Annotated in this window: 10 protein-coding genes and 2 pseudogenes; 10 read left to right on the top strand and 2 right to left on the bottom strand. The window is 67.0% G+C overall.

Annotated elements, in window-relative coordinates; translation table 11 throughout:
• The first annotated feature begins 272 nt into the window (after window positions 1–272).
• The 6 genes and pseudogenes from OHA42_RS37235 to OHA42_RS37210 form a co-directional block, all read left to right on the top strand.
• Window positions 273–1,049, top strand: a complete 777-nt coding sequence (locus tag OHA42_RS37235) for an SDR family NAD(P)-dependent oxidoreductase (RefSeq protein ID WP_406232960.1) — start codon at window positions 273–275, stop codon at window positions 1,047–1,049.
• A 45-nt stretch (window positions 1,050–1,094) separates the two neighbouring features.
• The gene (locus tag OHA42_RS37230; protein ID WP_406232958.1) at window positions 1,095–4,190 is read left to right on the top strand and encodes a BTAD domain-containing putative transcriptional regulator; all 3,096 of its coding nucleotides are present in this window, start codon (window positions 1,095–1,097) and stop codon (window positions 4,188–4,190) included.
• 52 nt (window positions 4,191–4,242) lie between these two features.
• Entirely contained in the window at window positions 4,243–5,457 is a 1,215-nt protein-coding gene (locus OHA42_RS37225; RefSeq protein WP_406232957.1) for an FAD-dependent monooxygenase, read from the top strand.
• A gap of 379 nt (window positions 5,458–5,836) precedes the next feature.
• Window positions 5,837–7,147: an FAD-binding oxidoreductase gene (locus OHA42_RS37220; protein WP_406232955.1), complete on the top strand. Its 1,311-nt coding sequence runs from the start codon at window positions 5,837–5,839 to the stop codon at window positions 7,145–7,147.
• Between the two features lie 100 nt (window positions 7,148–7,247).
• A complete protein-coding gene (locus tag OHA42_RS37215; RefSeq protein WP_406232953.1) occupies window positions 7,248–8,675 on the top strand; it encodes an MFS transporter in 1,428 nt (475 codons plus the stop codon).
• Window positions 8,676–9,187: 512 nt separating this feature from the next.
• A pseudogene (locus OHA42_RS37210) lies at window positions 9,188–9,353 on the top strand (DUF255 domain-containing protein); the annotation flags it as partial.
• 41 nt (window positions 9,354–9,394) lie between these two features.
• On the opposite strand, the gene OHA42_RS37205 reads toward OHA42_RS37210, so the two are convergent.
• Both OHA42_RS37205 and OHA42_RS37200 read right to left on the bottom strand, forming a co-directional pair.
• Window positions 9,395–9,577 carry a hypothetical protein gene (locus OHA42_RS37205; protein ID WP_406232951.1) on the bottom strand — a complete coding sequence of 61 codons (183 nt, stop codon included), beginning with the start codon at window positions 9,575–9,577 and terminating at the stop codon, window positions 9,395–9,397.
• A 242-nt stretch (window positions 9,578–9,819) separates the two neighbouring features.
• On the bottom strand, window positions 9,820–11,565 hold the full coding sequence (locus OHA42_RS37200) for a histidine kinase (RefSeq protein ID WP_406232949.1): 1,746 nt from the start codon (window positions 11,563–11,565) through the stop codon (window positions 9,820–9,822).
• A gap of 81 nt (window positions 11,566–11,646) precedes the next feature.
• Between OHA42_RS37200 and OHA42_RS37195 the strand changes: the two genes are divergently transcribed.
• The 4 genes and pseudogenes from OHA42_RS37195 to OHA42_RS37180 all read left to right on the top strand — a co-directional run.
• The gene (locus OHA42_RS37195) at window positions 11,647–12,252 is read left to right on the top strand and encodes a DNA-binding response regulator (RefSeq protein ID WP_406232948.1); all 606 of its coding nucleotides are present in this window, start codon (window positions 11,647–11,649) and stop codon (window positions 12,250–12,252) included.
• A 174-nt stretch (window positions 12,253–12,426) separates the two neighbouring features.
• Window positions 12,427–12,774 (top strand): DoxX family protein, encoded by a 348-nt coding sequence (locus OHA42_RS37190; RefSeq protein WP_406232946.1) that lies wholly within the window; start codon window positions 12,427–12,429, stop codon window positions 12,772–12,774.
• A 34-nt stretch (window positions 12,775–12,808) separates the two neighbouring features.
• A complete protein-coding gene (locus tag OHA42_RS37185) occupies window positions 12,809–13,909 on the top strand; it encodes an FAD-dependent monooxygenase (RefSeq protein WP_406232944.1) in 1,101 nt (366 codons plus the stop codon).
• 280 nt (window positions 13,910–14,189) lie between these two features.
• Window positions 14,190–14,357 (top strand): annotated as a pseudogene (locus OHA42_RS37180) (DUF255 domain-containing protein); the annotation flags it as partial.
• Window positions 14,358–14,495: the final 138 nt, after the last annotated feature.

Genomic DNA, 14,495 nt, shown 5'->3' with positions numbered 1-14,495 from the left:
GTTTCGATATCGGTATTGCGATCAGCTCGCTCGCAAGGGGCCGCCGAGCGTTTGTGCGGGATTCATCCCGATGATGACCGGCCCCCGGGTTCGTTGCGAATTGAGAGATTCGGTCTGGATCGGTCCAGACTACTGGGTAGGTAAGGTCCCGCTCATCCTCCGCGACCGGGCGGTTGGGCGAAATCACCGTCCGTGAGCGCACGGTGAGGGTTTGGTGAGAGCGGTCGGCGAACGTCTGTGTCAAGGAAACACACCCGAGCACAGGAGTTCCAATGTCTCAGATCGGTAAGTTCGCCCTCGTCACCGGCGCTTCCCGCGGAATCGGCCGCGCCATCGCCCTGCGGTTGGCGGCGAACGGCGCGGTGGTCGCGGTGCACTACGGGCACGACGACGAAGCGGCGGCGAAGACCGTCGCGGAAATCGGCGCGGCGGGTGGGCAGGCGTTCGCCATCCGCGCCGACCTGAGCACGCCCGCCGGAATCGACGTGCTGTTCGCCGAGCTGACGAAGAGCCTGCCGGACGGACGGCTGGACATTCTGGTGAACAATGCGGGCGGCGGCGGTGGCAACGGCTCGATCGAGCAACTGACCCCGGCGGCGGTGGACAGCCTCTTCGCGGTGAATGTAGCCGCGCCGCTGTTCATCTCGCAGCAGGCGATGCCGCTGCTGCGCGATGGCGGTCGGATCGTCAATATCTCCTCTTGCGCACCGCGAGTGGCGGCCCCGTCGCAGGTGGCCTACGCCATGAGCAAGGGGGCGATCGATGTGCTCACCAAAACCCTCGCGGTACAGCTCGGTCCGCGCGGTATCACCGTGAACGCGGTGGCCGCCGGTGCGACCGAGACCGAGGGGATGGCCGCCTTCCTTGATGGCAATCCGCAGGTGCGGGCCAGCATCAGTGCCATGACCGCGCTGGGCCGGGTGGGGCAGCCCGCCGATATCGCCGATGTGGTGGCCTTCCTCGCCTCCGAGGATGCCCGCTGGATCACCGGCAATGTGGTCGATGTGAGCGGCGGCACCGCCATCAGCCCGGCCATCGGTGCCCAGTAGCCGTCCAACCGGTAGCTAGGAGAATGCGCGGGCATACTGTCAACCGTGCAGTTCGGAATCCTCGGTCCCATCGAAGTCCGCCTCGCCGACGGGAGTCCGATCGCGGTCGGCGGCCCGCAGGTGCGGGCGCTGGTGGCGCTGCTGGCGCTCGACGCCGACCGCGTCGTGTCGCGAGATCGGTTGATCGATGGTCTCTACGGGGAGCAGCCACCGGCCAATGCTGGGCATGCTCTGCAGGCGCAGGTGTCGCGGCTGCGGGGTGCACTGCGCAGAGCGGGCCGCACCGAGGAGATCATCGAGTCCTCGGCTGCCGGGTATCGATTGGCGGTAGCGCCGCGGGACGTCGATGCGCATCGGTTCGTCCAACTCACTCAGGACGGTCGAAAGGCCGTGCACGACAAGGATTTTGCCACCGCTGCCGTGTTGCTGGACGAGGCCGCGCGGCTGTGGCGCGGCCCGGCCCTTGCCGATGTGGCGGATGCGCCCTTCGCCGCGGTGCAGACTGTTCGCCTCACCGAGGCGCGGCTCGCGGCTCTGGAGGATCGCGCGGAGGCGGCGGTGGCGCTGGGCGATCACCGGGCAGCGCTGGCCGTTCTGCCCGAAATGGTTGCGGCGCACCCGCTTCGAGAGCGGGCACGGGCCCTGCTGATGAGGGCCCTGTACGGGGCGGGGCGGCAGGCGGAGGCACTGGAGCTGTTCGAGGAGGGGCGGGAGCTGCTCGCCGAGGAACTGGGTGCCGACCCCTCGGTGGAATTGGCGCAGGCGCATCTGGCGATCCTGCGCGCGGATGCCGCACCCGAACGCGCGGTCCGGCGGCTGCCCACGCCGTTCACCGGATTCTTCGGGCGCGATGCGGAATTGGCGCGGGTAGCGCTGCTGCTGGCGCAGTCCCGGCTGGTGACGCTGACCGGTCCGGGCGGGACCGGCAAGACGCGGTTGGCCTTGGAAGTGGGCGCTCGCACCGAGGGGCCGGTGTGCTTCGTGGATCTGGCCCCGCTGGTGGACGGGGCGCAGGTGGTCCAGGCGGTGGCCGCGGCGTTAGGTGGGCGCGAGAGCCCCGGGCACACCCCGGGCGAGCCTCGCGATATCGAGAGCCGCGTGCGCGCGGTGCTCGTCGAACGACCGCAGCTGATCATTCTGGACAATTGCGAGCACCTGATCCTCGACACCGCACGCCTGCTGCATCGGCTGCTGCTGGACTGCCCTGGTTTGCGCGTGCTGGCCACCAGCCGAGAACCCTTGCGGATCACCGGCGAAACCGTTTTCCCGGTCGGGCAATTACCCGTCGCCGCGGCCGATGCTGCATTGGCCGAGCAGCTCGAGTGCGCCGCCGTCCGGTTGTTCGCCGATCGCGCCGCCGCCGCGCGACCCGGATTTGCCGTGGATGCCGCGACGATCGGCGACGTCCGGCGTGTTTGCGCCCGCCTCGACGGATTGCCGCTGGCCCTCGAACTCGCCGCCGCCCGGCTGCGCACCCTCGATCTCGGCGAGATCGACGCGCGCCTCGGCGACCGCTTCCGGCTGCTCGCCCGCGGTGACCGTACCGTCGAGCCCCGCCATCGCACCTTGCAGGCGGTGGTCGAGTGGAGCTGGGAATTCCTGGCTCCGGCCGAACGGCTACTGGCCCAACGGTTCTCGGTCTTCGCGGGCGGAGCCACCGCGCGGACCGCGCGCGATGTCTGCGATATCGACGATGCCGATGAACTGCTCGACGATCTGGCCGACAAATCGCTGGTGGAGGTGACCGGCGGCCGCTATCGAATGCTGGAGACCATTCGCGAGTTCGCGCGGCGGCAGGCGATCGACTCGGGCGAGCATGAGCGGCTGCTGAACGCGCACGCCCGGTATTTCACCGCCCTCGCCGAGCGAGCCGACCCGCTGCTGCGTGGGGCCGACCAGCTGGATTGGCTGGCCCGGCTGGCCGCCGATGACGGCAATCTGCAAGCGGCGCTGCACTGGGCGGTGCGTACCGATCCGCCGCTGGCGCAACGGCTCATCGCTGCCCAGGCGTGGTACTGGTGGTTGAACGGTCGGCCCGGCGACGCGGTCGAAATAGCCGAACATATACTGCCCCAACTTGATTCGACGTCCGTCGAGGAGTACGCGCTGTGCGCGGCGGTGGCGGCGCGGGCCGGCGGCGAGTCGCGAGCGGCGATCGAACGCGCGGCTGCGGCGGTATCGGAATCCCGAACCCCTTTGCGGCGACCGCATCTGGTGTTTCTGCTCGCCATCGCGGGCGGTATGGCAACCGTCGATCCGGATCGCTCGCGACTGCTCTTCGGGCCTGACTCGTGGTCGCGGGCTTTCCTCCGATTGGGTGATGGGCTGCGCCTGCTCATGTCCGGGCGCATTCTCGACTCCGAGGCTGAATTCCACGGAGCCCTGGACGGTTTCCGCACAACCGGCGACCGCTGGGCGATCGCCACGGCGCTGGACAAACTTGCGGCGGTTGCCGACTGGCGCGGCGATCGACCGGCCGCCTTGGCCTTGATCGATGAGGCCGTGGAGCGCTACACCGAGCTGGGCACCGTCGACGACACCGCCGATCTGCTCAACCGCCGTGGTGACATCTTGGCCGGCAGCGACCCCGCCGCCGCCCGTGCCGCCTACGAACGCGCCGCCGAACTGTCCCGCGCGGTGGGCGCGACAGATATGCACGCCAATGCGATTCGCGGGCTCGGCGATCTGGACCGCGCCGGCGGGAACCTGTCGAGCGCTCGCGAGCGATACGCCGCAGCCCTGAACCTGGCATCCGAAGGCACGGTGGGCGCAACCGAGGCCCGAGCCCGCGCGCTCATCGGTCTGGGCTGGGTCGCCGTCTCCGAAGGCGACCTGGAGGCGGGACGCGCCACACATCGCAGGGCCTTCGAACTCGCATACCGCCACCAGCTGCGACCGGTGGCGGCCACAGCCGTCGAGGGCTTGGCCGGAGTGGCCGCCACGTGCGGCGATGTGGAGCGTGCGGCCCAACTGCTCGGTGCCGCCGAAACGTTGCGCGGTCTGTGCTCCGAAGGCGATGGTGAGGTCGCCCGCATCACCGTCGAAACCCGCTCCGAACTGGGTGAATCCGGATTCCTCTCGGCCTACCGCAAGGGCCGCGGATACCCCGTCGAGGAGGTGGCCGCACTGGTCGGTGAGTGACGGTGAGCCGATGGTCAGGCCACGGTGAGCGACCCCCGCGAAGCTACTTTCCATGACCGAGACACAGCAGTTCACCAACAAAACCGTCCTCATCTCCGGCGCGAGCATCGCCGGTCCGGCCCTCGCCTACTGGCTGACCCGCTACGGCTTCACCGTCACCATTGTCGAGCAGTCGCAGACACTGCGCGAGGGCGGCTACAAGGTCGATATCCGCGGTGTGGCGATGGATGTCGTCGAGCGCATGGGCCTCATGCCGCAGCTGCGCCAAGCCTCTACCGATATGCGCGGCGGCGCTTGGGTCGACGCGTCCGGCAAGGCCCTCGCCACGCTGGGCCCCGAGCTGATCGGCCTGCGCTCGCCCGGCGATGACGAGGTGCTGCGCGGCGACCTCGCCCGCATCCTCTTCGATGCCACCAAGGGCGATGTCGAGTACCTGTTCGGCGATTCGATCACGGATATGACCCAGCACGCCGACGGTGTCACCGTCGGCTTCCGCAATGCCGCCCCGCGCGTCTTCGACCTGGTCATCGGTGCCGACGGCATGCATTCGGCCGTGCGTCGCATTGCTTTCGGCCCCGAGGAGCAGTTCGCCCGCCACACCGGCATGGCGGTCTGCGCGTTCTCGGTCCCCAACGACCTCGGCCTGGACCGCTGGGAACTGGTCCACCCAACCCCCGGCAAGGTCGTCCAGCTCTACAGCACCCAGCACACCACCGCCAAGGCCCAGTTCATTTTCCCGGCGCCCGACCAGCTCCCCGACCGCCGCGATATCGCCGCCCAACAGCGCCTCGTCACGGAAACCTTCGCCGACGCGGGCTGGGAAGCCCCGAACCTGTTGCGCGCCATGCCCGAATCCCCCGACTTCTACTTCGACACCGTCAGCCAGATCCACCTCGACCACTGGTGGGACAACCGCGTGGCCGTCGTCGGTGATGCCGCCTACTGCCCGTCCCCCCTGTCCGGCCAAGGCACCAGCATGGCCCTGGTCGGCGCATACGTCCTGGCCGGTGAACTACGTGCGGCCAGGGGTGACCAGTACGCCGCCTTCCCCCGCTACCAGGAAGCCATGAGCGACTACATCTCCCGCAACCAAACCCTCGGCTGGTCCAACGCCACCCAGATGGTCGCCACCGACCGCCGCGCCATCCGCACCCAGACCACCATGCTCCGCATGCTCCGCCACATGCCCTGGAAGGGCCTGGCCCTGCGCCCCATCATCAAACCGATCGAGCGCGCCGCCAACGCCATCACCCTGGCGGACTACTGATCGTGCTCGGTCATATCGCTACGGCCACGATTTCCAGGGCAGGGCTCTGGCCGGCTTCAGCGTGGCTCATCCGTTGCTGATCCGCCGTTCCTCGAGGGCTCGGCCGTACAGCATGCGCCCAACTAATCCAGATAAGCAATAGTGCGGCAAACCAGGAAGAAACTAGGGCACTTGCCGGATAGTGCGGATGCGCCGCACTTCGTAGTCTCGGAGGCCGCGCCGGGCACAAGTCCGAAGACAAGACGGTCGATGCACCACCGACACCCGGCAACGAGTAAGCGATGTCACTTCGTCGGCGAGGAGCTCGTGTCACACCGGCGGGCCCTACGTCGTCGACCAGTAGACAACCCAGCACGACAATGATGAACGAGGATTGAGAATGTCTATCGAGAACTTGCGCACCGCGGTCCGTGGCGGTGTGTTCCTGCCGGGCGACGCCGATTTCGATCGGGCGGCGCGGCCGTGGAACACGGCAGTCGCGCAGTCGGTGGCCGGGGTTGTCGAGGTGGCCGACGCACTGGATGTGGCGGCGGTGCTCGAGTACGCCCAGCGGGCGGGTCGTGTCGTGGTGACGCAGCCGACCGGGCACGGTGCGACCGGCGATATCGACGGCGCGGTCCTGGTCCGCACTACACGCTTCGACAGCATCGACATCGACGCCGAGCAGCGTGTGGCGCGGGTCGGTAGTGGCGTGGCGTGGGGGCAGGTGCAGGCCGCGGCGGCCGGGCACGGGCTCACGGGGTTGGCCGGGAGCAACCCGGTCGTGGGTGTGACCGGATACACCCTGGGCGGTGGTTTCGGTTGGTTCGCCCGAAAGTATGGGTGGGCGGCGAACGCGGTGCGTGCGGTCGAGGTCGTCGATGCCTCCGGGCGCCCGCAGCGAGTCACTGCCGATTCCGATCCGGACCTGTTCTGGGCATTGCGCGGTGGTGGTGGCGACTTCGCGATCGTCACTGGTCTCGAGTTCGAGTTGTTCGCGCTGCCCCGGCTCTACGGGGGGCGGGTGATGTGGTCGGCCGACCGCACGCGCGAGGTCTTCGACCTGTTCACCGAGCTCACCGCTGACGCGCCCGCCGAGCTGTCGGTGTGGCTGCAGCGCTACCAGATTCCAGGTGCGGCGCCGACGGTTGCTATCGACTTCGCCTATCTCGGTGATCCGGCCGAGGGACGTCATCTGACCGGCGGGCTCGACGGGATCGACGGCGTCATCGCCGATACCCGCGGTGAACTGAGCCCGGCCGAGATCGGCAAGATCACTGCCGAACCGACCGATCCGAGCCCGTCGCTTTCGCGTGGCGAGTTGCTCACCGAGCTCGATGACGCGGTGGTGAAGACGCTCATCGACGCGCCTGTCGCGCCGCTGCTGAATGTGCAGATTCGTGGCTTGGGTGGTGCGCTGGCCGAGGGCCGGCCGGACGGTGGTGCGCGCGGCGCGGTTAGCGAACCGTATGCGCTGTATCTGCTCGGGCTCGGGCTGCCGCAGCTGCTGGGTGGTATCCGTGGCCGGTTCGAGGAGATCACCGACGCGCTCGGGACGCACATCACTGGCAGCAAGCCGTATACGTTCCTGGCTCCTGGTGAGTCCGCTGCTGCGGCGTTCGACCCGGACACTTTGGCGCGGTTGCGGGAGATCAAGCGAAACCGTGATCCGCACAATGTTATTCGCGCGAACTTCCCAGTTCTGGGCTGATACCGCGTCCGCCGCCGGCATGGCCGGCGTCTGTGGCGGGCATGCCGTTCCCGCTGCTGCCCCGTATTTCTGCTGCTTCTAGTGAGATTGAGAAGACCCGATGAGCTCAGTAACCGAATCCGGCGCCGGTTGGGGTGATCTGCTGACTCGTGACCGCCTCGGTGTGACGATCGTGCTCGCCGGCGGCACAGCCCTGTACGCCATCAGTAGCTATGTGACCGCGAGCCTGTTGCCGACGGCGATCGGCGAGATCGGTGGCGCGCGCTATTTGGCCTGGGCCACGACTGTTTTCGTGGTGACCTCGATCGTGTCGTCGACGCTGGTGGGCGCGATGCTTGCGGCCCGCGGTCCGGTCGGGTCGTATCTGACCGGATTCGGGCTGTTCTCGATCGGCACCATGATCTGCATGGTGAGCCCGTCTATGTCGCTGTTGCTGGTGGGCCGGGCAGTCCAGGGGCTGGGCGGTGGCCTGCTGATGGGGCTGGGGTACGCGGTGATTCACCAGGCGTATCCGGCCGCGCTGCGCGCCCGGGCGGCGGCGCTGGTGTCGGCGATGTGGGGTGTGGGGACGTTCGTCGGCCCGGCGCTGGGGGGTGTGTTCGCTCAGCTGGGGCCGTGGCGGCTGGCGTTCGGGTGTCTTGCGGTGTTGACGGTATCGGTCGGGGCGACCGTGCCGATTGCACTGCGCGGCACCGGAAGGTCCGGTCACGCGCAGCGGATTCCCGCGGTCTCGCTGACGCTGTTGATGGCGGCCGCGGCGCTGGTCAGCATCGCCGGCGTGCTGCCACGCGGCGGCTGGACCGCGGCCGGTGTCGTGGCGGCGCTGCTGGTCGTGGCCGGATTCCTGGCCTGGGAGCGGCGCGCCGCGGTGACGGTGCTGCCGCGCCTGACCTTCGTGAAAAGGTCGCCGCTGCGCTGGATCTACCTGACCATGGTCGCGGTTGCGATCGGTATCAGCCTGGAAAACTTCGTGCCGCTCTTCGCCCAGGAATTGGGTGGGCTCGCCCCGCTGGCGGCCGGATTCGTCGGTGCGGCAGCATCATTGGGCTGGACGCTGGCACAGGTCGTCAGCGCGGGCGCGCAGCGGCCGAGCACCGTCGATCGCCTGCGGCTGGCGGGTCCCGTCGTGCTGGCTGTCGGTCTGACGCTCACCGCTCTCACACAGATCCGCCACGCGGGCCTGTCCACCCTGCTGGTGTGGGTGCTGTGCATGATGGTCGCGGGTGCAGGCATCGGTCTGGCGTGGCCGCACTTGTCGGCGGCGGTCATGGCCAGCAGCCCCGATCCGGCCGAAGCGCAGCAGGCCGCCGCCGCGATCGGCACCGTGCAGCTGATCGCCACCGCCTTCGGTGCGGCCATCTCCGGTGTGTTGGTGAACCTCGGCGAACCCTCCCTGTTGCGCTCGGCCCGTTTCCTCGAGCTCGGTCTGGCCGCCATCGCCGCTCTGGGTGTGGCGGCCGCCCTGGCCGCGCACCACGCCGCTGCCCGTACTTCATCGCAGTGGCAGCCTGCCCTCACCCAGTCATAACTCGTTACACCACCAGGATCGCTGATCAATGCATCCAGAGCCGTTTCGCGGGATCCTGCCAATTCGCCCTGCGAGAGCGGCCACATCGTCACAACATGGGCTCGGCCGGTCAGTGACTGCCCGGCGGCCGGGAGTGACCCGTAGCGAGTCGAGCCGGTCAGTATGAAGCGGCCAGCCCGTAGATCCCCATAATCCCAGAATTGCCAGACATTTGGTCCAAGATCTGCCAGATGCTGCTGACCGCCCGAAGGCAGCGCCGGCCGGCTGGCCGGGCAGCCCGCTGACCAGGGTGACGGTCGAACTCGGACCCAGCGGACGCCGGCCGACCGCTCTCATCAGGATGGACGCAGATGTGGTCAGGTGGTGGCGCACTGATCACCATGTGATGGCCCACGAGTCGAGACTTTGATGGGCGGGGCGCTAGGTAGTGTTCGTGCGGTCGTGTGTCATCGGCCGCGCGGGGTTGTGTGCGGATCGTGTTGAGTGCTTGCCGGGTGTGGGAGGCTGGCAGGGTGAACCGATTGGTCAGTGCGATATCGCCTTATCTGCGTCAGCACGCGGATAACCCAGTCGATTGGCGACAGTGGGATGCCGAGGCTTTGGCGGAGGCGGCGGCGCGGGATGTGCCGATCCTGCTGTCGATCGGGTAGGCCCTGCCACTGGTGCCATGTGATGGCTTAAGGCTACTAGTCTGCGTATGCGCAGGTAGATCGTGGGCGTTAAGTTTCGTCGACGATTTCGCCGGTGAGCGTGGACGCCTCCAACATCAATGCCCCGGTAGCGTCGACCAGCGGGATGCCTTGTGCGGCAGCGATTGCGGCCAGCATGTTCTCGGCGCGGTCCCAGCGCCAGGTGTCAAGGTATGTGCCGTCCTCCAGCCGGGTGAGTCGGGTTTCGGTCAAGCCCGGATTGGCGAGACGGATTCCGTCGATGAGAGTTCTACGTTGAGCCAAAAGGTTTTCGAGATCGGCACGGGCGACTCGAAATCTGTGCATTCTGACCACGGCCATACCGGCGTCCTCGCTCCTTCGGGTCTTGTCGTGCGAACGAGTAACAGCCTCACATCGGCGGAGGACGGGGAGTAGTGTGCCGGGCACCGATCGTGCATGCATCCGGCAGCGTGGAACCGTGCAGAATGCACGAGTCAGCAAGGCACCGCGGCCTCGAGACGGAACTCGCCATCGCCGGTCGAGGTCATAAAGGACCCGCCCGCGTCGAGCACGCGAGCGCGCATGTTCCGCAAGCCCTGTCCTGACCCGCCCGAAGCCGCCGCTGCGCACACACCGTCGTTGTGAATATTCAGCTCTACATTCTGATATCGGCTTCGGCAGTAGATCTCGACGCGCGTCGCGGTGCTGTGGCGCAGCACATTGGTCACCGCCTCCCGGACGACCGGAGCGAGCACGGTGTCGGCCCGTTCCGGCAGGTCGTCGTCGTAGTCGATGCGTACGGTCGCAATTGCGGTGGCGAGTATCATTCGGGCCGAATCGAATTCGTGCCGCAGTGAGAGGGCAGCGCGATCGTCGGTGAGGGCAAGCGCCTCGAACTGCGCGTCGGCCGCGATGCGCAGGGCCTGGTCGATCTCGGATGCTGCGCGGCGCGGATCCCGCGAGATCAGTTCGCTGATGAGATCACATTTCAGCGCCAGGACGGACAGCGTCAATCCGAGCAGATCATGGATGTCGCGAGCCAGGCGTAGGCGTTCGAGTTGCGCTGTCCGAGTGGCCAGCTCGGCTCGTGACCGATTCAGTTGCGCCGAAAGCTGGTGGAATCGCGAGAGTCCGAAGAGGACCAGAGTCGTCTGCAGGGCGAGAAGAACCCAGCTGGTTCGGTCGGCCAGCGCGCCGGTCGGTTCGTTGAAGACCGCACGCAGCACGAAGAAGCCGACCGCTGCGACCGCCCAGGACACGCGCTGGCGCAGCAGCGCGGCCACGGCGAGCAGGCTCAGCCACGAACACCAGGACGGACCGAGCCACAGCAGCGGAATCAGGGTGAGAGTCAGCTGAGCCCACAGCAGCGGCACCGCGAACCGCGCCCAGACAACCTGCGCCAGTAGCAGCGCGGAGAAGGCGAGCCCACCCGCCGCGTTCAACACCTCGTACTGCGGGACCTCCAGGACCTGATTGGCGCTGATCGCCAGCAGGCTGGCCACCAGTGCGGCTAGTGTCAGCCGAGGAGCCAATCGCGCCACCGGTGCCCGGTCCCTGAAGGGCCTGTCGAAATCACGCTGGGCCGCCGCGGTGCGGCGCATCATGGCAACGATCGTGCGGGTAAGGCCGGCCACATCATCGGCCGTGCGACGTGCTCGATCCGGCGATTCCTCCATTTCGCGTTGCATCAGATGCAGGCGGTCTGCCACCAGGAGGAGCTCTTCACCGAGCCCGGCACGCAGGTCCCGCGCGACGCGGAATCGTTCTTCGGCACGAATGACTCGTGTCAGTTCCTCCTGTGTCGAGCCCAGTTGATCGACCAGGTCCGGCAACCTCAGCAGGCTGCTGAGCACCAGACCAACGGCCGCTGTCCCGACAGCGGCGTGCAGGTACGCCGTGCCGCTCGCATGCAACCCGTAGTCGAGAGGACCGGACGCCAAGGTCACGACGCCGAAGACGAACCACCGCGAGCGCTGTCCGGACCCCAAGACGATGGTGGCGGCCAGCAGGCCGTCGAGATGGACTGCGCCGGTATCGAAGAATGCGATCGGCAGATAGGTCGCCACGGCTTGCCCGACCAGGACGGGCCGGGTCGGGCCCGGCCACCGATGCGCCATGACCAGCAAGGCAGCCTGCGCGACGGCGCAGCAGGCGGTAGCAATGCCGTTCCCGCCGAAAACGATCGGGAGGACGCACGGGACCAAGAACAGGTACCCGATCGACCTCGAAAGCAACGACACGCGATGATTGCATACCGTTCGGCCGGTCCTTAGCAAATTGAACAGCTCTTGGGGGCGGGCCGCGGTGAGGAGAGGTATCAGATGATCAGAATACTGATCGCCGAGGACATGCGTCTGCTGCGCGAAACCCTGGTGGCGTCCCTGGAATTGGAGGACGACTTCGTGGTGGCCGCTGTTCTGGAAGAGGGCGGATCCATCGTGGTCACCGTGGCCACCGAGGATATCAATCTTGCCATCCTCGATATCGATCTGCCGGGCAAGGACGGACTCACTGCCGCCGCCGAGATTCGCCGCGACCACCCGGAATGCCGGGTGCTGGTGCTGACCTCGCTGGCGAGTCCCGGTCACGTCAAGCGCGCCATCGATATCGGCGTCTCCGGATTCGTGCTCAAAGACAGCTCACGCCGAGACCTGCTACACGCGGTCCGTACCGTCGCGGCCGGCGGCAGCGTCCTCGATCCCGGACTGGCATTCACGACGCTGCGCGGCCCGGCCAACCCGTTGACCGACCGTGAGGTCGACGTCCTGCGCTGCCTCGCCAGCGGAGCCGACCCGAAACAAATCGCCGCGCAACTACATCTGTCCTACGGCACGGTCCGCAACTACCTCGCTGCCGCAGCGGCCAAACTGCAGGCACGCACCCGAGTCGACGCCGTGCGCATCGCTCAGCAAGCCGGCTGGCTCTGATCCACGCGCAATGTGCACCGACGAACCGTGCGTTTTGCACGGTTCGCCACTATCGAATGCATCTTGAGGTCATGACTCGGCGCACTACAGCGCTCCGTCCCGCGATGTGACGCTTTCCTTGTTCGAAACGGACGTCGAAGCGTGTGCCTCGACTTGCAAAAGGAATGGTCTCTCATGAACATCGCGTACCACGTCGTCGGAGTCATCGCGGCCCTGTGGATCGGCTTCTCCGGTTTCTCCCTGTTCACCAGGAAACAGTTCGTCGTCGAACCGCTCCAGCAGTACAACGTCCCCGAGTCCTGGTGGAACTGGCTGGCTCTGGCGAAATCCGCGGGAGCCCTCGGCCTGGTCGTCGGCTTCGTCCTCCCCCCGATCGGCGTCGCGGCCGCGGTCTGCCTCATCGCCTACTTCCTCCTCGCCTCGGCCACGTCCATCCGGGCCGGCCACGCGGGATCGGCCATCTTCCCGGTCCTCTACCTCGTCCCCGCCGCCGCGACGGTCGCGCTCCAGTTCGCCAAGTGACACCTGCTCAACCTGCGTCAACGAAGGGAACAACATGCCGAAAGCGGTCATCGTCGGCGGCGGCATCGGTGGTCTCGCGACAGCTATCGCGTTCACGCGCCAGGGCTGGGAGGTCGAGGTACTGGAGCGTTCGGCCCGGATCACAGAGGTCGGGGCGGGAATATCGCTGTGGTCCAACGCACTTCAGGCATTGGATGAGCTGGGTCTCGGCGACGAGATCCGTGGCCGGGCACGAGAGGAGAGCTCGGCCGGTATTCGGAACAGCAAGGGACGCTGGCTTTCCCGGACCGATATCGAAGCCGTCCGTGCCCGCTACGGCAGTCCGATCATGATGCATCGTGCCGACTTCCTGGAGATCCTGCGCGCGGCGGTTCCGGAATACGCTGTGCGTACCGGGATTTCGGTATCCGGCGTGCAGGCGGACGACATCGTCGCGCACTCGGCGGGGACCTCGGCCGGGGATTTGGTCGTGGGTGCGGACGGTGTCCGCAGTGTGGTGCGACGCGCGGTCTGTGGTGAGATCGAACCCCGCTACAGCGGATATACCGCGTGGCGAGTGGTAGTAGCCCCTACCGAGCCGGTCGGCGATATGGGCGAAAGCTGGGGTAGGGGAGAACGCTTCGGATATGGCACCCTCCCGGACGGCCGGGTCTACTGTTTCGCCACGGCCGATATGGCCGCGGGAACCGCGGGCGGTGGGCTATCCGAAATGCGTGCCCGGTTCGGCTCCTGGCATGACCCGATCCCTGCTCTGCTGTCGGCGGCCGACGACACGGCGATCCTGAAGCATGATCTCTACGACCTGCCGCCCCTGAAAACCTATGCCACAGGGCGGATCGCCTTGATCGGTGATGCCGCGCACGCCATGACCCCGAATCTGGGCCAGGGTGCCTGCCAGGCGCTCGAGGATGCCGTGACGCTGGCTCGGGTCGCCGCCGAGGATGGTGATCTGGCGCGTTACGACGCGCAGCGCAGGCCACGTACCCAGATGATCGTCAAGCGTTCCCGCGTGATCGGTGCAGTCGGTCAACTCTCCTCGCCCCTGGCCGTGTTGGCGCGCAATGCCCTGCTGCGGTTGACCCCGCCTTCGGTGCAGTTGAAATCACTCGCCCCGGTACTCGATTGGGAGGGCTGACGGGCGGATGAGCATCGATGCTGTACCTGGACCGTTGTCGAGGTTGTAGGTGTTGTAGTTGTAGTTCATTTGCCCCGCCCTGCTGTCATTCGCGCCGGGCCAGGAAGTACAGCTGCCGCCCCGACCATCGATCCTGCCGCGCGCACTACTCTTCATGTGATGGCCCACGAGTCTGCGATGCGGGTGGCCGGACAGTTTTGCCATTCTGGCAAGTCCGAACTTCGCGGATCGAAGCGAAGTGGGAGGAGCGTGTCATGTGCCGGCTCAGCGTAGGAGGTTGATGGGTGTGAACCAATTGGCTGGTGCGACATCGCCGTATCTGCGTCAGCACGCCGGGAATCCGGTGGATTGGCGGGAGTGGGACGCCGAGGCGCTGGCCGAGGCAGCGGCGCGGGACGTGCCGATTCTGCTGTCCATCGGGTACGCGAGCTGCCACTGGTGCCATGTGAGTTGTTAAGTACCAGAGTCTCCGAAAGGTATTGCTAACTGCGGAGATTCGGTCACGAGCGGGTCGTTGTGTGCAGGGAATTCCGAGGCCGGCTGCTCGTGCAGGCCGCGGTCCTCTGGCGCCTGGGCCGACATGCGT

The sequence above is a fragment of the Nocardia sp. NBC_01009 genome (assembly GCF_045208035.1).
Lineage (GTDB): Bacteria > Actinomycetota > Actinomycetes > Mycobacteriales > Mycobacteriaceae > Nocardia.
The sequence above is the reverse complement of the archived record's forward strand: the minus strand, read 5'-3'. Positions and strand labels throughout refer to the sequence as shown.

Excerpts from the sequence above, each read along its gene's own strand:
- OHA42_RS37235 (WP_406232960.1), top strand. The coding sequence starts at position 273 with ATGTCTCAGATCGGTAAGTTCGCCCTCGTCACCGGCGCTTCCCGCGGA.
- OHA42_RS37190 (WP_406232946.1), top strand. The coding sequence starts at position 12,427 with ATGAACATCGCGTACCACGTCGTCGGAGTCATCGCGGCCCTGTGGATC.
- OHA42_RS37215 (WP_406232953.1), top strand. The coding sequence starts at position 7,248 with ATGAGCTCAGTAACCGAATCCGGCGCCGGTTGGGGTGATCTGCTGACT.
- OHA42_RS37185 (WP_406232944.1), top strand. The coding sequence starts at position 12,809 with ATGCCGAAAGCGGTCATCGTCGGCGGCGGCATCGGTGGTCTCGCGACA.
- OHA42_RS37195 (WP_406232948.1), top strand. The coding sequence starts at position 11,647 with ATGATCAGAATACTGATCGCCGAGGACATGCGTCTGCTGCGCGAAACC.
- OHA42_RS37225 (WP_406232957.1), top strand. The coding sequence starts at position 4,243 with ATGACCGAGACACAGCAGTTCACCAACAAAACCGTCCTCATCTCCGGC.
- OHA42_RS37220 (WP_406232955.1), top strand. The coding sequence starts at position 5,837 with ATGTCTATCGAGAACTTGCGCACCGCGGTCCGTGGCGGTGTGTTCCTG.